This is a genomic window from Paenibacillus sp. GCM10023252, assembly GCF_042653305.1.
In the GTDB taxonomy this organism is placed as follows: Bacteria; Bacillota; Bacilli; order Paenibacillales; family Paenibacillaceae; genus Pristimantibacillus.
In genome coordinates, this window is sequence record NZ_JBHSHW010000021.1 from 481,878 (window position 1) to 500,095 (window position 18,218).

Below are 18,218 nucleotides of genomic sequence, written 5' to 3' on the forward strand. Positions count from 1 at the left end.
GCTACTTCCCCTTCTTCGTTAGCTCCGTGAGTATGTCCCACTGCTCCTCGGTTACCTCGGCTAGATCATTGAATTGACCTGCTCCGCGAAGCCATTCCCCGCCATCGATCGTAATGACCTCTCCATTAATGTAACTGGCATAGTCAGATATGAGGAAGGCTGCCAGATGTCCCAGCTCTTCCTTAGTTCCCACTCTACCCAGCGGCAGGCGCGCCAGCATCTTCTGCTCCAGCTCCGGAGTAGGAGACAACCTCGACCAAGCCCCCTCCGTTGGAAAAGCACCAGGAGCAATCGCCACCTGTCGTATCCCATGAGGCGCCCACTCTACAGCAAGGGAGCGGGTTAGCGCGAGCACGCCCGCCTTCGCCGCGGCAGAAGGGACAACATAGCCGGAGCCAGTAGACGCATAAGTGGTTACTATGTTCAGCATAGTGCCTCGTCTGCCTTGTTCAATCCAGCGCTTGCCTAATTCCAGGCTCATATAGAAGGTACCGTGAAGCACTATACCTAAGACAGCATCCACCGCACGCGGTGAGAGGCGCTCGGTAGGTGAGATGAAGTTGCCGGCAGCATTATTAATGAGAACATCGATATGGCCATAATGCTTCTCTACGGCATTCACTAGCGATGCGACTTGATCCGGATGGCGAACGTCACAGCTGGAATAGAACACTTCTCCGCCCTGGCTGCTCATCTCATCGGCTGCTTGCTTCAACACTTCTTCACGCCTGCTTGTAATCGCGAGCTTAGCTCCCAGTGCAAGACATTGCTCACCCATCGCACGACCTAGGCCGGTCGCACCTCCAGTAATGAGTACTACCTTATCCTTAAGCATATCGACAGCGAATGGTCCCATTCACACTCATCTCCTCTGCTCGTAAGCGCATTCAACAAGATTATAGAATGGATTTACACATTTGGCTACTTTCCAATATTAACCTATACCGCTCTCGGGAGCACGTGTTACACTATCCTATAACTCCAAGCTTGAGCATTCTAGCTCAAGCTACGCATCGATTATGAAGAGGTGGCTAATGATTATCTGGGTGAACGGCGCCTTCGGTGCTGGTAAAACACAATCGGCAAGCGAGCTGCATCGCAGATTGCCTAACTCCTTTGTGTTCGATCCTGAGAATGCAGGGTATTACATACGCAAGAACATGACGATTGTGAATCCGCACTATTACGAAGAGATAGTTGGTCGATTGCTTAATGACGGCTTCCGGGTGGATCACTATACTCTGTATGCCTCTAAGGAAGTATTATTGAGACGGCTCAAGAAGCGCGGGGAACGCAAGGGAAGCTGGCCGGAGAGGCAGATTGATCGCTGTATGGAAGGGCTTGCGAACCCGCTGTTCCAGCACCACATTCAGACTGACCATATGAGCATATGCGAGGTGGTTGAAAAGATTGCTTCGATGTCCAATCTCAGATTGGAGCCAGACAAGCGTGGAGCTGTGAGAAGGCAGATTGACCAGCTTATTACCCAAGTGAGGCATATTCGGTGGTTCTGAGTAGAGCTATGGAGGATTAGAGTGAATGCTGGAAGAGCAGCTAAGAGAGCTTGTAATCGAGTCTCCATCGACCTTGTATCTGTTGAAGGCTGTCCGAAGCCTGCACTTACCACAGGGGTATATAGCTGCTGGAGCCATCCGCAGTCTGGTGTGGGATCAACTTCATGGGTTCCCACATCGAGACTTCTATGAGGATATAGATGTAGTGTATTACAATCGGGCAGACTTGTCAGATGAGACAGACCTTATATTGGAGCAGCAATTGATGAATAGGACAGGGAGCAGTAAATGGTCGGTTCGTAATCAAGCAAGAATGCATCTGCGTAATGGCGAACAGCCGTATACGTCAGTAGAAGACGCGATGTCGCGTTGGCCAGAGACGGCAACCGCTATAGGCGCAAGAGTGGATGATGATGGGCTCATTCAACTGTGTGCACCGCTTGGACTAGATGATCTGTTCAGCCTGAAGGTACGACAGAGTCCGCTGTTCAGAGATCGTCAGCATTATCTGGAACGAATCGCTAAGAAGGGCTGGCAAGAGAAATGGCCGCTTCTAACTATAACTTAATTCAAAAGCTGGAGGGGCCGTATACAACTCGGAAGGCGAGGATCTGTACTCCGGCTTGTTGATGGTCCAGGAAGCGGGTGGTGTCGTCATGAACTACGCAGGTGAACCATTCACAGGCATGCTGGAAGAGCCATACTTAATTGCTTGTCATTCCGATCATGCCGACTATTTCGTAGGCTTGGTTCGCGAAGGGCTGAATAAGGGGGAGAGATCATTATATGATAGCAACTGATCCTGGATTCGGATTCGGAGAATTCCTTAGTGGCGCTCCGCTGATTTTCAAGCTGGTATTCTTGTTCATATTGGGTATTATCGCTTACACCATCCTTAGAGGTGTAATGACCTGGACGCGGAACAATCATGCACCGATTGAATCTCGAGCCTGTCAAGTCATTGGTAAGCGATCAGAGGTATGGGGTGGGTCCGGGGATTCAAGCGCGCGTACCAGCTACTTCGTAACCTTCGAGTTCGACGACCGAAGTCGAATGGAGTTAGGGATTCCAGACCGTGAATATGGATTATTAGCTGAGGATGATCGCGGCATGCTCATTTATCAAGGAACAAGATATAAGTCGTTCCACCGTTCCTTATGATTACGATTATGACTAATATCAGAATCAAGGCACCGATTGAGCGATGCTTTGATGCAGCTAGAGACATTGAGCTCCATACGAAGACGGTCTGGCCTCACACGAGGGAGAGAGTAATAGCGGGCAGAATCTCGGGTCCTATTAATGCTAATGAGACGGTTACCTTTCAAGCAACCCACCTCCTGGTTAGACAGACTTTAACCTCGCGGATTACCGAATTTCAGCAGCCTGTGCGGTTCACCGATGAGATGGTGAGTGGAGCTTTTCGAACCATGAAGCATAAGCATATGTTCCGCAAGATTAATGAGCAGGAGACTATGATGACGGATATCCTGGAGTTCTCTGCACCAATGGGTCTGATCGGCCTTGCGGTCGAACGACTTGTGCTGCGCCGCTATATGCAGAGGTTCCTGGAATACCGCAATCAGAAGCTGAAGAGTTGGTTAGAAGACTGTCAGAGAGAAGGGATGACCCCACATGTTGAATAGAGACGATGTGTATGATCAGATATGTACGAAGTTCTGGGGAGAGGAGCTTGGTGAGGAAGTTAGGATTCGCAAGTCTACTATTGTACCGGAATGCACTGGCATCTGGTGGTGGAGGAAGGAGTAATTCCTATGATACTTGAAGTTGCTATCCTGCAAGTGAAGCAGGGACAGACCACATCATTCGAAGCAAGCTTCTCGGAAGCGTCTCGCATTATAGCAAGCATGAGCGGGTACAGGGGGCATGAGCTGCAGCGATGTGCAGAAGATGACCATAAGTATATCTTACTGGTGAACTGGGAGACGCTCGAGGACCACACCATCGGGTTCAGGCAATCCGAGCAATACCAGGAGTGGAAGTCACTTCTGCATCACTACTACGATCCATTCCCTACGGTGGAGCATTACTCAAGCGTCTACAGCCATATCCGTTCAGAGCAGAGTGATTAGATGACGCGGCGAGCAGTCACATAGGTTCTATCCCATGTGCTTCCCTTGAAGGTAGAGATCGTGACGCCGATGCCGACACGGTACGTATGAAGCAGCTTGCCGTTGCCGATATAGATGCTTACGTGATTAATTACGCCGTCACGGTTCGTATCGGAGAATACGAGGTCACCTGCTCTTAGATTACTCTTCGATACATACTTGCCTGACTTCGCTTGCTGCTTAGAGGAGCGGGGCAATGAGATTCCGTTCTTACGATACACATACTGGGTAAAAGAAGAGCAGTCGAACGAGCTCGTGATGCCTGTTTTCGCACCGAATTTATAGCGGACACCTAAGTATTGTTTGCCGGTTGCCGTAATCTTGCTGGCAATGGAGCTGCTTGTCGCTGCTGCGGCCTTGGCTGGTGCAGGTAAGGTTGATCCTCCGAAGATGGATAAGCCTACTGTAAGAGCAAGCATTGTCTTAGCAATGCGTGATTGGTAAGGTTGCATAATGGTATTCCTCCTAGTGAAGTGTATGAATGCTGCGCCATATGACGTTTCTCACTATAGCACAACATTTATTGGCACTATTTACTAGGTTTAGCCGTACTCTAACAGGGGTATGGGGATTTCTCTATTTATTAGAAAAAGATGAGAATCCTCTCAGTCACCTCCTCTTGACATTTAATAATCGAATGCTTAGCCATTGAATGTGTGGAGCTAACATATACATGAGGTGTAGGAGCGATATGATTAGGGAGGGAATCGTATGCCGGCAGGGTTTTGGATTCGATTTGGAGCTGTATTGCTTGACGCGATTATCATTGGAATTCCGCTTGCTATCGTATCATTCGCAATAGTTGGGGTGGATGGAGAAGAGCCCTTCACGAATATCCTCTCCTTCCTGTATACGCTGTTAGTGCCTGTGTTCTGGAACGGTTACACCATAGGCAAGCGAATCTGCGGCATTCGGATTCGCAAGGTGAACGGGGATCCCGTGGGGATCGGCTCTATGCTTATGCGTACGGTAGTATCGGGGCTTGTATATGGCATTACCCTCGGTATTGGCATCATCGTCAGTATCATTATGGTCGCGGTCAGAGCGGATAAGCGCTCGCTGCATGATTTTATCGCGGGGACAGAAGTGGTCTACAGTGAGAGGTGATTATTGCTGGTTAAGCAGATACCGAATATATCGATTGTAGCCGTTATATTTGCAATTATTAGTGTTCATATGTTGATTCTTACCTATCTATTCGATCTTAGGACATTGTTGTTCATGACCTTCATAGATGCAGTATTGGCTATTGTTCTAGGTATGAAAAAAAACAATGATCTTGGCCATGGGGCCGCAATAACAGGACTCGTTATTCTCATCATTACGCTTGTCTTATTCATAAATTAACTTCGGAAGAACCGCTCATCCCGAGCGGTTCTCTTCATTAGAGCGGGCGAAGGCTTCTCCCTACATTCTGTGATACAATATAGGATAAAAAAAAGGAGGCCTTCAAGATGACTGAAATCGTCCTTATCCGTCACGGCAGCACAGCTTGGAACAAAGAAGGCCGCGCACAAGGTCATACGAACAATCCTCTGGATGAGGAAGGATTGCAGCAAGCAGAAGCACTAGCCGAACGACTATCGGGTGAACAATGGGATGTCATTGTATCAAGTGACTTGCAGCGGGCTCACCAGACAGCCGAAGCGGTCCGCAAGCGACTGGGCATGGATGCGATTATTGTGGACGAGCGTCTAAGAGAGATGTTCGGCGGCGAGGTTGAAGGGTTAACGCTTGCCGAGCGAGTTGAGAAGTGGGGGAGCAACTGGAAGGAGCAGGAGATTGGGATGGAGAAGCCTGATGCGGGCATGATCCGTGGCAGCGCATGTATCGATGAACTCGCTGCACAGTATCCTGGGCAGAAGATCCTCATCGTAAGTCATGGAGCCATACTCCGCAATACCTTACGGAAGCTGATGCCCACATTCGATACAGCTGTCCCGCTCAAGAACACTTCAGTGACAAGATTACATAGGAATGAAGACGGAACTTGGACATGCAGGTTATATAACTGCGTGAACCACTTGGAAGGAGAATGAACATGGATCTAAGATATCCAATTGGACAATTCCAGCATGAAGGCGACATTACTGAAGGACAGAGGCAGCAGTGGATTGAAGATATTGCGGCTCTTCCAGATGGACTGAGAGCGGAAGTAGCCGGACTGAGTGATGCTCAGCTGGATACCCCTTACCGTGAGGGCGGCTGGAGCATTCGGCAAGTGATTCATCATCTAGCTGATAGTCATATGAACAGCTTCATTCGCTTCAAGCTGGCTCTTACGGAAGATCATCCTACGATAAGACCATACTATGAGGATCGCTGGGCTGAGCTTGCGGACAGCAAGGAGCCTGTGGAGATCTCCTTACAAGTATTAGAAGGGCTTCATCAACGCTGGGTTATTCTGCTGCAGTCTATAGACGAAGCACAGTACAGCAGGACCTTCTACCATCCGGAATCTAAGGAGACCATACGTCTAGATACCAATCTTGGAATCTATTCCTGGCATGGAAGGCATCATCTTGCTCATATTACAACGCTTAAGGATAGGATGAACTGGTGACCATTGATGCCACAGCAACAGCAGAGTGGTTAAGCCAATTCGGTATGATGGCAGTACTCGTCAGTATCTCCTTGAATGTGGCCATTAGTATCACGGGTGTGCTTCCGTCGGTATTCTTGTCAGGAGCTAATGCCATTATATTCGGTCCAGCCTTAGGGTTCACCGTCTCACTCCTGGGAGAAGTAATTGGAGCGCAGGCAGCCTATTGGCTGTATCATAAGGGCTTAATGCGCGTTCGACGTGCACAATCAGGGGCATTGACCGGACGATGGATCAAGGCGTTCCTGCATGCCGCACCAAGCAAGCAGCTGGGCCTTCTGCTCGCTGGCAGACTTGCTCCGTTCATTCCATCCGGCGCGGTTACGGTCGTGGCCGTACTAGGGAATGTACCTCTGCTTATCTTCATGACATCTACTATCGTCGGCAAGGCACCCTCTGTCGCAGCAGAGATATGGCTAGGCTACAGCTTATATGAATGGATCTTGAAGTAACACAATGGAGAGGAATTGACCCGATGATGAAGACATCAAGACTGCAGCTCCGGACGTTATCTCGAACAGACGCGCCAGCCGTACTGGAGTATGTCCTCCGGAATAGACATTTCCTGCAAGATTGGGAGCCGGCTCGTGAGGATGCTTACTATACCTTAGAGTCACAAGAGGAGCTGCTTGAGCAAGATTCTGCAGCTACGGCTAGCGGCCAGCTATGGAAGGGCTGGATCGTACATCCGGATAATCCCGAGATCATATTGGGCTCAGTCGCCTTAAGTAATATTGTGAGAGGCATCTTCCTATCTTGTCACCTTGGTTATCGACTCGATCAACATGCTCTGAATCAAGGTTATATGACGGAAGCTCTGGAGGCCGCTATCCGTTACGCCTTCGATGAGCTTAAGCTGCATCGAATAGAGGCGAACATTATGCCCCGTAACACCGCCTCCTTGCGAGTTGTTCAGAAGCTTGGCTTCCAAGAGGAAGGGATTGCTCGGAGCTATCTATATATCAATGGCAAGTGGGAGGACCATATTCATATGGTTCTACTTAATGAAGCCTTGGAGATGAAGGGGGGGCAGCAGCCCTAATGAACACGAACCTTATAGAACTTGCAAGTGCTAAGGGGGATGAGCTCAATGATGTTCATGCTCTCCTTCAGGCGTGCAGAGAGGCTATGGAGCGGGATGGGATCTTCCAATGGGACACCTCATATCCAAGCCTGTCTATTGTTGAAGAGGACTATGAACAGAGTCGCCTCTACGTATGTCGAATGGACGGTATCGTCGTAGGAGCTGTCTCCTTATACGAAGATGAACCTGGCGAATATAAGTCACTTCAGTGGAATAGCGCGAGGGGAGAGGCGTCCGTCGTACACCGCCTTGGCGTGAGACCAGATTATCAGAGCAAGGGGATTGCTAAGAGATTGATGGGTTATGCGGAGGATCTAGCCAGACAAGCCGGCAAGAAGGCAATTAAGCTAGATACCTACTCGGAGAATGAGAAGGCGGCGGCTTTCTATACACGTCTGGGATATACTGTTACGGGACAAGTTCACTTCGCGAAGCGGGTTAAGGGGTATTGGTGCTTCGAGAAGCTTGTGTGAGATTATTGCGAACATAACGATAGTTATGTTAACCGTCCGGATGAATCTAATCGTCGTGTCACATGATCATGCCTCATATCGTTTACTTAATAACACAATCTATATTGAGAATCATGACGACGACATAAGGACGGAAGTGGAATCATGCAAGAGCTCTATACGAAGTACCGCGGGCTTCTACTGAAGCTTGCCTATCAGTTAACCGGGTCTGTGGCAGATGCAGAGGATATTGTGCAGGACGTATTCGTCAAGGTGTATGACGTTCCACCGGAACGGCTTGCTCAGCCGAAGGCTTACTTGTGCAAGATGGTCACGAATCGTTGCCGGGATCTATATAAGTCAGCTCGACGTAAGAGAGAGCAATACTTCGGTGAATGGCTGCCGGAGCCTCTATTCGGAACGATAGATGATGGAATGGATACCGTCGTACGCAGTGACTTGTTATCCTATGGCATGCTCGTACTGCTGGAGAAGCTGACGCCCTCAGAGCGGACCGTATTCGTCCTCCGTGAAGCGCTAGGCTTCGGATATGAGGAGATAGCGGAACTCATGGATAAGACAGATGCCAATTGCCGCAAGTTATATAGCAGGGCAAGAGCGAAGATGGGCATATCCTCCCATGAGCAGATCTCACCGGAGCCAGCAGATGAAGAGTGGGTTCAAGGCTTCCTTGCTGCTCTAGAACAAGGGAATTTGACTCAGATTGTATCGATGCTGGATCAGAATGTCGTTGCCATCGCGGATGGGGGCGGCAAGGCCAATGCTGCTGTTAACCCGATTATAACCAGAGAGCACGTCGCACAGCTCCTGACTGGTATCTTCCGTAAGTTAACAGCCCGCGCAGATATGCAGATTGAAGTTCGACCGATGAATGGTCAGTTAGGTATGGTGTTCCGTACATCGGAAGGCATTCATATGGTAGGGATGCTTCAGGTAGAGAACAACCTCGCCCACCATGTATATCTGATACGGAATCCCGATAAGTTGAATCAGACTTAATGTTTATGTCTAACGACAAAAAAGGCACCCACATGCAAATAGCATTGTGGGTACCTTTTTGTCAGACGGGCTACTTGGGCGAATTGCCGGTTGCGATCGAGATTCTATTCCAGGTGTTAATCTGGCTAATCATGAGAACAAGATCGACATATTGCTGCTCGTCGAAGTAATTGCGAACATGTTCATAGAGAGAATCAGGAACACCCTTGGATGACAAGAGGGTAATATGCTCGGTTAATTCCAAGGCAGCTCGTTCTTCTTCGGTATAGAAGGGACAGTCTTCCCACGCATTCAAGCCATAGATGCGTTTCTCCGATTCTCCAGCCTTGCGAGCTTCGGTCGTGTGCATATCAATGCAGAAGGCACATTTGTTCAGTTGTGATGCCCTGATTTTAATCAATTCTCTAATCGTTTTACTAATCGTGGATTGAGCGATATACTTCTCCATACTATACAGGATATCGAGACTCTCGCTCTTGCGACCTGAGTAATTTACGCGTTGTTGTACCATGTTCATGCAGCCTCCAGTTTTCTTGTTTTTTGGTTTGACAAGTATAGAACGAATGAACCGAGCTAACTGTGACAGGCCGTGCGAATCAATTTATTCATATAATAGTAGATTTTTTCGTCTATAGATAATTGTAATACACAAGGATATGGTTATAATTGATAACAGATAAGGTGTAGGTATGAGACACCGCATGGTTACATGAGATGCTTAAGCAGGAGAACATAGATCCTTTCTGCAAATATCAGTGTAAAAGGATGGTAAAAATGAACAGCAGTGAAGCAAAAACGGACGTCATCTTGATTGGCGCCGGTATTATGAGTGCGACCCTGGTCACAATTCTAAAAGAATTGGTGCCTGATTGGAAAATTACCGTATTCGAAAAGCTCGAGACGGCAGGTGAGGAAAGCTCCAATGAATGGAATAATGCAGGAACAGGTCATGCTGCATTATGTGAGCTTAACTACACGGAGGAAAGACCGGACGGTTCTGTCGACATTAGTAAGGCCATTAAAATTAATGAACAATTCCAGCTATCCATGCAGTTCTGGTCTTATCTTGTCCAAAAGAAGCTTATTCGCAATCCTGAAGATTTCATAATGGCATTGCCTCATATGAGTATGGTGCAAGGAGAGCAAAATGTATCATTCCTGAAAAAGCGTTACGAAGCCATGATTCAGAATCCATTGTTCCAAGGAATGGAATACTCCGATGACCCAGCTAAGCTGATGGAATGGATTCCGCTAATTATGGAAGGCCGATCTGCTTCAGAACCTAAGATAGCTGCGACTAAGATTGATTCCGGGACGGATGTTAATTTTGGAGCTCTTACACGGATCCTGTTCGACTATCTGAAGGGAAAAAACGTAACCATCAATTATAAGCACAGTGTAGAAAACATGAATCGAACGAGCGATGGCTCATGGGAAATGAAGGTACGAAATGAACAAGGCAGAGTAGAGCGTCACACTGCGAAATTCGTCTTTATTGGAGGCGGCGGAGGCAGTCTGCATCTCTTGCAGAAGTCAGGTATTCCTGAAGGAAGAAATATCGGAGGATTCCCGGTTAGCGGTATTTTCATGGTATGTAACAATCCTGAAGTTGTGGAGCAGCATCATGCCAAGGTGTATGGCAAAGCCAAGGTAGGAGCACCTCCCATGTCTGTTCCGCATCTCGATACGAGATTCATTGATAATAAGAAATCCTTGCTGTTCGGACCGTTCGCCGGCTTCTCGCCGAAGTTCCTGAAGACGGGCTCCATGTTCGACTTGGTCACGTCGGTCAAGCCGGATAATCTGGTCACGATGCTGTCGGCAGGCGCCAAGAACATGTCGTTAACCAAGTATCTGATTGAGCAAGTTATGTTATCCAAGGAGAAGCGTATGGAAGAGCTGCGTGAGTTCATTCCGAATGCGAGAATTCAGGATTGGGACTTGGTTGTAGCTGGCCAGCGTGTACAAGTGATCAAGGATACCGAGCATGGCGGCAAGGGTACGCTGCAATTCGGTACTGAAGTCATAAGTGCAGCCGATGGCTCGATTGCAGCGCTGCTGGGAGCATCGCCAGGTGCATCTACGGCAGTACATGTCATGCTAGAGGTCATTCAGAAGTGCTTCCCGCAGCATATGAAGGCTTGGGAACCGAAGATCTTAGAGATGATTCCATCGTATGGCAAGTCGCTTATGACAGATCCGGAGCTTCTGCAACAAGTTCACCAATCAACAGCAGAGACGCTAGGACTGAAAAAAAAAGAGGAAAAAGAGCTAGCCTATAATTAATTAGTAGTTAGTTTTTAGTACGGAAACGAAAAAGACGCGAATGTCCAGTAAATCGGCGCTCGCGTCTTTTATCTATACATACTTCTTCACAAAACCCGTATTTTGTACATATGTAGACACCTAGAGCAGCAGTTCCGCATACCCCTTTGCCAATAGGAATTTTTGTGTTTCCCGTTTATTATACTTCATTTTCTAAGTGAATGTTGCAGCAGCATCAGCTTCCCAAAATGCCTTCTTTAATACTTCTTTCTTTTCCAGAGAGTGATTCCCTTGCGCACGAATAATTTGGTAATCAACACCGATGAAATTAAACATCGCTTTTAAAAATTTGTGTGAAAACTCGACTTCCGTATACCAATCATGATGCGTATAGATGGCATCACTTGATTGAATAATAACCACTTTTCTCCCGTCATGTAATAGGCCCACGGATCCTTTGTTCGTATAAGCAAAAGTTTCTTTAGGAATTAATACGTTATCCATATAATCTTTTAGCTTCGAAGGAACGTTAAAGTTATGAAGAGGCATGGCAATGACATACCTTTTTGCACTTTTGAATTGCTGCAGCAGCTCCGACATTCTAACATCGAGTCTCTCTTCTTCTTCAGTGAGGTGCTCATCTCTCCTCTTTTTCTCTTGTAAGCTTAGAAAGGTACGGTCAATGCAAGGTATATATTCCCGATATAAATCAATTTGTTCAATAGGCCCTTCTGGATTCAATAATTTATAAGTCTTCAGAAAATGATGAAGCACTTGTAGACTTACAGACGAATCAGTCTCAACTTTTGGATGTGCATTAATAACGAGTAGTTTTTCCACTTTTATCTCTCCCTCTTCTCTTCCGCTTCAATATATAGACAATTAAAGAATGTATTTTGTGACATGATTTCTTTAGTCAAAAATATGCGTTGAACTTCTATTTTCTGTAAGCAAATAAAATGCAACCTCTCCATTTAGGTCGAGCTGCTTTTTTATTAGCTAGCTGGTTACGAAATTACTAATCATTAAACATAACTAGGTGATTGTACAAGCTTATCCTCAATTTGCTTTACCAGATGAGGTAACATATCTCTCCCTTTTGCAACAGTCCCTACTTTCCACACTAGTTAGCCCTATTTTGCGCGGGCATGGAAAATTTTACGCGCCTCCTTTTCTCTCAACAAACAGTCTAACACCAACAAAGAAGCAGCCAATTGGGCTGCTCTACCACTCAGCATTGAAGCGTAAGAAGTTAACTCCGGATTACCAACTTCTCGTTCTGGCTTAATCATCGCCGGGCAGATACTCGAACTGACGGCATATGGGTTTGCTTCTGTACAACCTCCTTCGTTGCATCGGGCAAATCGTCCTAAGCGCTCCGGTAATCCAGCTTCTTGTTCATCAAATATCAGAACCTCATACCTGCCCATCTTCAAGGTATAATTACGATTAAGGATATAAGTTCTTGTCGTTTACGGTTATGGATACAGGTTCTTGTCGTCCAATTACGACAAGAACTTGTATCCTTAAAATAAAAAACCGCGATAAACGCGGTTCTTAAGGATATATGTTCTTGTCGCTCGACATTTGCGAATCATTGGTACGACCAGAACTCACGTCCGTTATGGTTGATTATGGCATCTAGCCATTAGACGAAATTCATCCCAACAAGTGAGATCGTGTGACCGGTTATCGTGCTACTCCAAAGTGTATAAGTGCGATTGGGTAAAAAGAGGTTGGCTCCGGAATATAGGTTACGTGTACGTCCGGGATTTTGAAGTCGAACTTCACACGCCGGACCTTCCCCTCCTCCTCAAATTCAAGAATCAGATCCTCAGATAGAGATTTCTTCAATGCCTGACCTAGGATCCGACCCATTTAATCTCCATGTTACACAGTCCCATCATGCTCCTTGCTTCCAAATTTATTCAGCAATGCATACACTTCACTTTTTGATCTGGCATTCATCAAGCTGGCTCTGAGTTCACTTGCCCCTCTAAACCCACGGACATAGATTTTGAAGAAACGGGTAAGCGCACTAAACGAACGTGGTTCCTCTGCTGAATATTGATCATGCAGATCCAGATGTAGCCGAAGCAGATCAAGCAATTCCGCACTGCTGTGCTCCTTCGGCTCTTTCTCAAATGCATATGGATTCTGAAAAATACCGCGTCCAATCATAATACCGTCGACACCGTATTGCTCTGCAAGCTGCTGGCCGGTCTGACGGTCAGGGATATCCCCGTTAATGGTCAGAAGTGTATCTGGCGCCACCTCATCACGAAGCTTCTTAATCTCCGGAATCAGTTCCCAATGAGCTTTTACTTTGCTCATTTCCTCTCTTGTCCGAAGATGGATGGACAGATTAACAATGTCTTGTTTCAAAATATGGGTTAACCAGTCACGCCATTCGTCTAGGTCACTAAAGCCGAGCCTTGTTTTTACACTGACAGGCAGTCCTCCGGCTTTGGCGGCTTGGATGATATCCGCTGCGACTTCAGGACGGCAGATTAGGCCGCTGCCCTTCCCATTCTCTGCTACATTCGCTACTGGACAACCCATATTAATATCGATGCCTTTGAATCCTTCTTTCGCCATTCCGATGCTCATTTCACGGAAAAATTCCGGCTTATCTCCCCAGATATGTGCTACAATGGGCTGTTCATCTGGGGTAAAAGTCAAGCGCCCACGGACACTTTTGTTCCCCTCTGGGTGACAATAACTCTCCGTATTCGCAAACTCCGTAAAATACACATCCGGTCTTCCTGCCTCACTTACCACATGGCGAAACACAACATCTGTCACATCTTCCATAGGTGCTAGTACAAAAAAAGGTCGTGGTAAATCGCGCCAAAAGTTTTCTTGCATCATCAAAAACTCCTCTATACCTACCAGAACAATTGTTGTCCTTAGAATAGTAAAAATACTCGCTGCCAGTGGAGATGGGGATGTCCCCTTCGTACCGTCAACCATATTTCTTAATTAAACCATGTTTTTTTGCTTTTTTGCAATTGGGAATGTCTCCGAAAAAAAATGGCTGCGAATCGGGTCGCCGCTCTCAATGAGTTACTTTCAGTATCTTTCGTTCATCCAATTATTAGTTTAAATCTCAATACAGAAAGGCATAATAAAGGAAATTGCAGCGCGCGCTGATTCAGGAGGTGTAATATGACAGCAATCTCTTTAGGAGCTTTAGAGCAGCGCCTCGCCCTAATGGAGGACGCGGAGATCATTGATCGAGAGACTACCGACGGACTTCGTATGACATTTATATATCTTGTAACCTTAATCGATCAGGAGCGTCTTAACGAATCGATTCTTGAGCCTCTCGTTCAATCCTTCCAAAGTTCCGTGGAAAAAAGCCTGACCAACATCAAAATTAATCGTTTATCCAATCTGGAGCAAGCCCTCCAGTATCTCATGAAGGGCTCAGTGCTAGTCTATGACTCATCCAACGTGCGATGGCATGCTATTATGCTCCCCAACTCGCTCACCCGATCCATCGAAACTTCAGAGACGGAAACGATCATGTTCGGTCCAAAGGACAGTTTTAGCGAGCAGCTGGAGCAAAACATCCTGCTGATTAGAAGAAGGCTGCCTTTAACAGCACTCAAATCAGAGAGATACTCCGTCGGCTCCTTAACTCAAACAACCGTAGTCCTTTTGTACATCGACGGGCTTATCAATCCAGAATTCGTTACGATCGCGAAAAAAAAGCTTTCCAGTATCGACTTCGATATGTTTTTGGACTCTTCACATGTTGCAGCGTTTATGGAAGACCATTATCATAGTATCTTTCCTCAATATCTTCAGACCGATCGACCGGATTCCTGTGCATATGCACTAGGTATTGGAAAATTGGTCATTTTAGTCAATAACACACCTTTTGCGTTAGTCGCTCCGATTACGCTGTTTCACTTGTTTCACTCGCCGGAGGATTATATAAACCGTTGGTTGGTGGCTAGCTTCTTGAGGCCGTTACGCTATCTCAGTTTCCTTCTTTCCATTACTCTAATTCCACTTTACGAGGCATTAACGACACATCATTATCAAATGCTGCCTCTGCAAATTTTATATGTAATCATTGAGTCTCGTAGCAAGCTGCCACTATCCCCCTTCTGGGAGTCGTTTATTATTCTTGTTACGCTAGAAATTATCAAGGAAGCCAGCCTAAGAATGCCAACCAAAACGAGCCAAAACTTAGGAGTTATTGGTGGAATCGTTATAGGACAAGCTGCGGTAGAAGCAGGATTCGCAAGCAAAGTACTCATTGTATTGGCAGGCATTTCGGCGATTTCCTCTTTCCTCGTTCCAAACTATCTGGTTACCAAATCCAGTTTACTGCTGCAATTCATATTCTTGATTCTCGCGTCCTATTTGGGCGTTCCCGGTATCATGCTAGGACTCATTGGCATGTTAGCCCATCTGAACGGGCTAACATCCTTGAACCAGCCCTACTTTTCGCCAGTATCTCCGTTTTATTGGAGAGATTGGGTCGATCTCTTCGCCCGAGGGCCGTTACACGCTATGCGTACCCGTCCCGAAGCATTGCGTCCTTTGAACAAGTATCGTATGAAACCGAAGGAGTAAATGAATCTATGCAAGCTATATCGCTGTTTCGAAAAACCTCACATCAAGAAAGTGGATTTTACGCGCTCTTCCTGACCAATAGGTTACAAATGCTTTATTACATGATTGTCATGCCCTCAGCCCTTGTTCAACCGTATATGTTGTTGGCGATTGTAGCAGTGGGTATTGCCTCCCAATTTTGCCTCTATATGCTGTCCAAATGGTTCGCAACCCCCTACTCTGCCCAAGGGTACCAGGGTTTTGAAGGATTATTTGGAAAAACAGGCATCAAAATTTTAGCTTTGGCAAGCTTGCCTCTTCTTTTGCTCAAGATCTCTTTCATTACAATCAGTTATGCCGAAATCATGCAGCAATTTGTTTTTCCCTCTATGAGCCGAGAATGGCACATTGTGCTTCCTTTTATCCTTAGCTGCTATTTGGCGATGTTTGGAATGGAAAACATGGTACGGTTCGTAACGGTCGTGTTCATTGGAACGATTTGGATCTTGTTTTTGTATATTCCGTTTTTTTTGGTGCAATCCAATTCGATTCACGACCTATACCCTCTCATTCCCATTGGCTCAGAGCCGTTTGCATGGAAATCCCTACTGCTCGTTTTTTCATCGTTTTCCGGACCTGAATTTTTAATCGCTATTTCATACTGGTTGAATCCGCAACGGAAAATGCTTAAATATATGACGATCGCTAACGCCATCTCGGTCGGCGAGTATCTCTTTATTTCCATTGCGTCCTTGCTCTTCTACGGCTCCAAATACTTGCCAACCATCAAATACCCGAACGTAGAGATGGGACGCTACCTGCAATCTCCTGTATTCGAAAGGGTCGATATTATCCTAATCTCGGCATATTCATTCTGTTTCCTTTACTCAATCGCCTTGTTCGTGTTAATGATATATGGCGCATCTCGTTTGCTTGGCAGGACGAAGACAAGCACTACGCGTATGGGTCTGATCGTTAGTGGCTGTGCGGTGATGGCCGTCACTCTTCCGATCAGTAAATGGTTTTGGGAGCCCGGGCTCGAGCAGGCCTTTTGGCTCGACCTGCAGATGTGGACAGGATCCGCCACCTATTTGTTATCACCTCTCCTCATCTGGATCTTAATCAAGCGCAAAGCCAGGACAACGTTATGAAACGCTTCCTACGAGCAATGCTAGTGCTGCTATCATTTTCTTTGTTGATTTTCGTATACGGTTGTGTACCTATACCAGAAAACAATATAATCGAAGAAATCACACCGATCATTTTTTGGTCCGTTCAGGGTGGAGGAGAAGAAGACGGAAAGATAACAATCAGCACGCTCGTCCCTCCTCTTATCAGGGAGAAGAAGCGAGTCCTTACCCTCAAGGTCTCTCTATTAAATGAAGGCAATAAGGGGTTTAATTTGACCTATTATAACGAATTGAAAGCCGGTCAAATCCGCTTGCTGTTAGTGGACGAAGCTTATGCGAAACGGGGACTGACTCGTCTGATCAATACCGTTCTGACCGATCCAAACATATCGCAACGGCTGTACTTAGTCATTACGAAAGGCAACTTTAATGAATTCCTCACCAATCACTTGGGTGAAACAGATAATATTGATTATTACCTTTATCGCATGTTCAAACATTACGAGAAGAAAAAACAAGGCGAACTGACTGTCGTCAATTTGCACCAGTTTATGAAGATGCTGTACTCCCAGGTTTCCGATCCCCAGCTACCAGTATTTCGCGCGAAAGGCGAACAGTTCTTGTACGAAGGCACAGCATTTTTCGACCGGGACAGAATGGTTGCGGAGATACGTGGAAAGGACGATCAAATCAAACAATTGTTGTATAAGGACAGATTCGTACGATATTTAGTCCTTCCTGACCTCTCGGTTACGCTAGGGCATATTCGCGCGCATACCCGTAAGAGGCTATCCCCGGATTTATCATCCCTGTCCATCGACATCGACGTGAAGGGAAGAATTGATGAATTGGATTCGCTCGCAAGAATCGAGGATAGCTCTCAATATGTCGAACTCACACAAAAAATCGAACGGTACTTGGAGGAGAATGTCATTCGCTTGCTATCCCAAATGCAAAAATTGCAGATCGACCCGCTTCAAATCGGGGCGGTGACTGCTAAACCGTTCTACAAACCAATTACCAGAGATACATGGGATCGGCATTGGTCTACTATGAAAATTAATGTAAGAGTGCGGTTACAGTTAGAGCCTCTGACGAATGTGAAATAGAGGAATGTCGAACGTCGCTCGACATTACACTACTCAACTACAGATCCAACGGTTTACTTAGTCGATCAGGATAGAAATCTAAATAAAGCTTTCCATCTGTACCCTTCACGGCGTAAAAGACATCACTAATTGAACAACCTTTGTTCCGGATAGCCTTTTCAATTACCTCGGGTCCCATATTGGCTTCGCGCAAATTTTCGGGAATCAGCCTACCCTCCATAATGAGTTCAATTGGATACCTAGATTTCATCGCAGGTGTTGATCCTGGCTGCATGATTGATTGAGTTTGCTGTTCGATTTGTAACTGCGATTGATAATCTTTCAGCGTGAAGGTCCGATAT

The 18,218-nt window shown here is 46.4% G+C and carries 24 protein-coding genes; 18 read left to right on the forward strand and 6 right to left on the reverse strand.

The features are described 5' to 3' along the window. Window position 1: 1 nt before the first annotated feature. Window positions 2-856 (reverse strand): SDR family oxidoreductase, encoded by an 855-nt coding sequence (locus ACFO9Q_RS13275; RefSeq protein ID WP_379182685.1) that lies wholly within the window; start codon window positions 854-856, stop codon window positions 2-4. Window positions 857-1,034: 178 nt separating this feature from the next. Between ACFO9Q_RS13275 and ACFO9Q_RS13280 the strand changes: the two genes are divergently transcribed. From ACFO9Q_RS13280 to ACFO9Q_RS13310, 7 genes are read left to right on the forward strand one after another with little or no spacing between them, the layout of a single operon-like run. Continuing rightward, window positions 1,035-1,514 (forward strand): AAA family ATPase, encoded by a 480-nt coding sequence (locus ACFO9Q_RS13280; RefSeq protein WP_379182687.1) that lies wholly within the window; start codon window positions 1,035-1,037, stop codon window positions 1,512-1,514. A gap of 25 nt (window positions 1,515-1,539) precedes the next feature. Further along, on the forward strand, window positions 1,540-2,082 hold the full coding sequence (locus tag ACFO9Q_RS13285; RefSeq protein WP_379182689.1) for a nucleotidyltransferase family protein: 543 nt from the start codon (window positions 1,540-1,542) through the stop codon (window positions 2,080-2,082). A gap of 55 nt (window positions 2,083-2,137) precedes the next feature. Beyond that, complete coding sequence (locus ACFO9Q_RS13290; RefSeq protein WP_379182691.1) at window positions 2,138-2,314, forward strand: hypothetical protein; 177 nt, start codon at window positions 2,138-2,140, stop codon at window positions 2,312-2,314. Further along, window positions 2,301-2,675, forward strand: coding sequence for a DUF2500 domain-containing protein (locus tag ACFO9Q_RS13295; RefSeq protein ID WP_379182693.1), 375 nt, complete (start codon window positions 2,301-2,303; stop codon window positions 2,673-2,675). The genes ACFO9Q_RS13290 and ACFO9Q_RS13295 overlap by 14 nt, the downstream gene beginning before the upstream one ends. A gap of 8 nt (window positions 2,676-2,683) precedes the next feature. Beyond that, on the forward strand, window positions 2,684-3,160 hold the full coding sequence (locus ACFO9Q_RS13300) for an SRPBCC family protein (RefSeq protein WP_379182695.1): 477 nt from the start codon (window positions 2,684-2,686) through the stop codon (window positions 3,158-3,160). After that, window positions 3,150-3,284, forward strand: coding sequence for a hypothetical protein (locus ACFO9Q_RS13305; protein ID WP_379182697.1), 135 nt, complete (start codon window positions 3,150-3,152; stop codon window positions 3,282-3,284). The genes ACFO9Q_RS13300 and ACFO9Q_RS13305 overlap by 11 nt, the downstream gene beginning before the upstream one ends. Before the next feature lie 5 nt (window positions 3,285-3,289). Further along, on the forward strand, window positions 3,290-3,607 hold the full coding sequence (locus tag ACFO9Q_RS13310; RefSeq protein WP_379182699.1) for an antibiotic biosynthesis monooxygenase family protein: 318 nt from the start codon (window positions 3,290-3,292) through the stop codon (window positions 3,605-3,607). Here the strand turns inward: ACFO9Q_RS13310 and ACFO9Q_RS13315 are convergent. After that, window positions 3,604-4,098 (reverse strand): C40 family peptidase, encoded by a 495-nt coding sequence (locus ACFO9Q_RS13315; RefSeq protein WP_379182701.1) that lies wholly within the window; start codon window positions 4,096-4,098, stop codon window positions 3,604-3,606. The genes ACFO9Q_RS13310 and ACFO9Q_RS13315 overlap by 4 nt on opposite strands. 259 nt (window positions 4,099-4,357) lie before the next feature. Between ACFO9Q_RS13315 and ACFO9Q_RS13320 the strand changes: the two genes are divergently transcribed. From ACFO9Q_RS13320 to sigJ, 7 genes are all read left to right on the forward strand, one after another. Continuing rightward, window positions 4,358-4,753: an RDD family protein gene (locus tag ACFO9Q_RS13320; protein WP_379182703.1), complete on the forward strand. Its 396-nt coding sequence runs from the start codon at window positions 4,358-4,360 to the stop codon at window positions 4,751-4,753. A 347-nt stretch (window positions 4,754-5,100) separates the two neighbouring features. After that, window positions 5,101-5,685 carry a histidine phosphatase family protein gene (locus tag ACFO9Q_RS13325; protein WP_379182705.1) on the forward strand — a complete coding sequence of 195 codons (585 nt, stop codon included), beginning with the start codon at window positions 5,101-5,103 and terminating at the stop codon, window positions 5,683-5,685. Continuing rightward, window positions 5,682-6,209: a YfiT family bacillithiol transferase gene (locus ACFO9Q_RS13330; protein ID WP_379182707.1), complete on the forward strand. Its 528-nt coding sequence runs from the start codon at window positions 5,682-5,684 to the stop codon at window positions 6,207-6,209. Before ACFO9Q_RS13325 ends, ACFO9Q_RS13330 begins: the two co-directional genes overlap by 4 nt. Further along, window positions 6,206-6,700 (forward strand): TVP38/TMEM64 family protein, encoded by a 495-nt coding sequence (locus ACFO9Q_RS13335; RefSeq protein WP_379182709.1) that lies wholly within the window; start codon window positions 6,206-6,208, stop codon window positions 6,698-6,700. Before ACFO9Q_RS13330 ends, ACFO9Q_RS13335 begins: the two co-directional genes overlap by 4 nt. A gap of 23 nt (window positions 6,701-6,723) precedes the next feature. Continuing rightward, complete coding sequence (locus ACFO9Q_RS13340; RefSeq protein WP_379182711.1) at window positions 6,724-7,290, forward strand: GNAT family N-acetyltransferase; 567 nt, start codon at window positions 6,724-6,726, stop codon at window positions 7,288-7,290. Continuing rightward, window positions 7,290-7,805: a GNAT family N-acetyltransferase gene (locus tag ACFO9Q_RS13345; protein WP_379182713.1), complete on the forward strand. Its 516-nt coding sequence runs from the start codon at window positions 7,290-7,292 to the stop codon at window positions 7,803-7,805. Before ACFO9Q_RS13340 ends, ACFO9Q_RS13345 begins: the two co-directional genes overlap by 1 nt. Window positions 7,806-7,949: 144 nt before the next feature. Continuing rightward, a complete protein-coding gene (sigJ, locus tag ACFO9Q_RS13350) occupies window positions 7,950-8,804 on the forward strand; it encodes an RNA polymerase sigma factor SigJ (RefSeq protein WP_379182715.1) in 855 nt (284 codons plus the stop codon). Between the two features lie 70 nt (window positions 8,805-8,874). On the opposite strand, the gene ACFO9Q_RS13355 is transcribed toward sigJ, so the two are convergent. Then, window positions 8,875-9,315: a carboxymuconolactone decarboxylase family protein gene (locus ACFO9Q_RS13355; RefSeq protein ID WP_379182717.1), complete on the reverse strand. Its 441-nt coding sequence runs from the start codon at window positions 9,313-9,315 to the stop codon at window positions 8,875-8,877. Window positions 9,316-9,569: 254 nt separating this feature from the next. Here ACFO9Q_RS13355 and ACFO9Q_RS13360 point away from each other — a divergent pair, with 254 nt between their 5' ends. Beyond that, window positions 9,570-11,090, forward strand: coding sequence for a malate:quinone oxidoreductase (locus tag ACFO9Q_RS13360; RefSeq protein WP_379182719.1), 1,521 nt, complete (start codon window positions 9,570-9,572; stop codon window positions 11,088-11,090). A 192-nt stretch (window positions 11,091-11,282) separates the two neighbouring features. Here ACFO9Q_RS13360 and ACFO9Q_RS13365 read toward each other — a convergent pair whose 3' ends face one another. Both ACFO9Q_RS13365 and ACFO9Q_RS13370 read right to left on the reverse strand, forming a co-directional pair. After that, entirely contained in the window at window positions 11,283-11,909 is a 627-nt protein-coding gene (locus tag ACFO9Q_RS13365) for an FMN-dependent NADH-azoreductase (RefSeq protein WP_379182721.1), read from the reverse strand. Between the two features lie 1,050 nt (window positions 11,910-12,959). Next, window positions 12,960-13,937 (reverse strand): tRNA dihydrouridine synthase, encoded by a 978-nt coding sequence (locus tag ACFO9Q_RS13370; protein WP_379182777.1) that lies wholly within the window; start codon window positions 13,935-13,937, stop codon window positions 12,960-12,962. Between the two features lie 300 nt (window positions 13,938-14,237). Here ACFO9Q_RS13370 and ACFO9Q_RS13375 point away from each other — a divergent pair, with 300 nt between their 5' ends. From ACFO9Q_RS13375 to ACFO9Q_RS13385, 3 genes are read left to right on the forward strand one after another with little or no spacing between them, the layout of a single operon-like run. Then, the gene (locus ACFO9Q_RS13375; RefSeq protein WP_379182723.1) at window positions 14,238-15,659 is read left to right on the forward strand and encodes a spore germination protein; all 1,422 of its coding nucleotides are present in this window, start codon (window positions 14,238-14,240) and stop codon (window positions 15,657-15,659) included. 8 nt (window positions 15,660-15,667) lie between these two features. Beyond that, complete coding sequence (locus ACFO9Q_RS13380; protein ID WP_379182725.1) at window positions 15,668-16,789, forward strand: GerAB/ArcD/ProY family transporter; 1,122 nt, start codon at window positions 15,668-15,670, stop codon at window positions 16,787-16,789. Continuing rightward, entirely contained in the window at window positions 16,690-17,877 is a 1,188-nt protein-coding gene (locus tag ACFO9Q_RS13385; protein ID WP_379182727.1) for a Ger(x)C family spore germination C-terminal domain-containing protein, read from the forward strand. The genes ACFO9Q_RS13380 and ACFO9Q_RS13385 overlap by 100 nt, the downstream gene beginning before the upstream one ends. A gap of 37 nt (window positions 17,878-17,914) precedes the next feature. Here ACFO9Q_RS13385 and ACFO9Q_RS13390 read toward each other — a convergent pair. Further along, window positions 17,915-18,218, reverse strand: a 304-nt coding sequence (locus ACFO9Q_RS13390) for a YetF domain-containing protein (RefSeq protein ID WP_379182729.1), incomplete at its 5' end; no start/stop codon positions are given.

Excerpts from the sequence above, each read along its gene's own strand:
- ACFO9Q_RS13275 (WP_379182685.1), bottom strand. The coding sequence starts at position 856 with ATGGGACCATTCGCTGTCGATATGCTTAAGGATAAGGTAGTACTCATT.
- ACFO9Q_RS13280 (WP_379182687.1), top strand. The coding sequence starts at position 1,035 with ATGATTATCTGGGTGAACGGCGCCTTCGGTGCTGGTAAAACACAATCG.
- ACFO9Q_RS13285 (WP_379182689.1), top strand. The coding sequence starts at position 1,540 with ATGCTGGAAGAGCAGCTAAGAGAGCTTGTAATCGAGTCTCCATCGACC.
- ACFO9Q_RS13295 (WP_379182693.1), top strand. The coding sequence starts at position 2,301 with ATGATAGCAACTGATCCTGGATTCGGATTCGGAGAATTCCTTAGTGGC.
- ACFO9Q_RS13300 (WP_379182695.1), top strand. The coding sequence starts at position 2,684 with ATGACTAATATCAGAATCAAGGCACCGATTGAGCGATGCTTTGATGCA.
- ACFO9Q_RS13305 (WP_379182697.1), top strand. The coding sequence starts at position 3,150 with ATGTTGAATAGAGACGATGTGTATGATCAGATATGTACGAAGTTCTGG.
- ACFO9Q_RS13310 (WP_379182699.1), top strand. The coding sequence starts at position 3,290 with ATGATACTTGAAGTTGCTATCCTGCAAGTGAAGCAGGGACAGACCACA.
- ACFO9Q_RS13315 (WP_379182701.1), bottom strand. The coding sequence starts at position 4,098 with ATGCAACCTTACCAATCACGCATTGCTAAGACAATGCTTGCTCTTACA.
- ACFO9Q_RS13320 (WP_379182703.1), top strand. The coding sequence starts at position 4,358 with ATGCCGGCAGGGTTTTGGATTCGATTTGGAGCTGTATTGCTTGACGCG.
- ACFO9Q_RS13325 (WP_379182705.1), top strand. The coding sequence starts at position 5,101 with ATGACTGAAATCGTCCTTATCCGTCACGGCAGCACAGCTTGGAACAAA.
- ACFO9Q_RS13330 (WP_379182707.1), top strand. The coding sequence starts at position 5,682 with ATGAACATGGATCTAAGATATCCAATTGGACAATTCCAGCATGAAGGC.
- ACFO9Q_RS13340 (WP_379182711.1), top strand. The coding sequence starts at position 6,724 with ATGATGAAGACATCAAGACTGCAGCTCCGGACGTTATCTCGAACAGAC.
- ACFO9Q_RS13345 (WP_379182713.1), top strand. The coding sequence starts at position 7,290 with ATGAACACGAACCTTATAGAACTTGCAAGTGCTAAGGGGGATGAGCTC.
- sigJ (WP_379182715.1), top strand. The coding sequence starts at position 7,950 with ATGCAAGAGCTCTATACGAAGTACCGCGGGCTTCTACTGAAGCTTGCC.
- ACFO9Q_RS13355 (WP_379182717.1), bottom strand. The coding sequence starts at position 9,315 with ATGGTACAACAACGCGTAAATTACTCAGGTCGCAAGAGCGAGAGTCTC.
- ACFO9Q_RS13360 (WP_379182719.1), top strand. The coding sequence starts at position 9,570 with ATGGTAAAAATGAACAGCAGTGAAGCAAAAACGGACGTCATCTTGATT.
- ACFO9Q_RS13370 (WP_379182777.1), bottom strand. The coding sequence starts at position 13,937 with ATGCAAGAAAACTTTTGGCGCGATTTACCACGACCTTTTTTTGTACTA.
- ACFO9Q_RS13375 (WP_379182723.1), top strand. The coding sequence starts at position 14,238 with ATGACAGCAATCTCTTTAGGAGCTTTAGAGCAGCGCCTCGCCCTAATG.
- ACFO9Q_RS13380 (WP_379182725.1), top strand. The coding sequence starts at position 15,668 with ATGCAAGCTATATCGCTGTTTCGAAAAACCTCACATCAAGAAAGTGGA.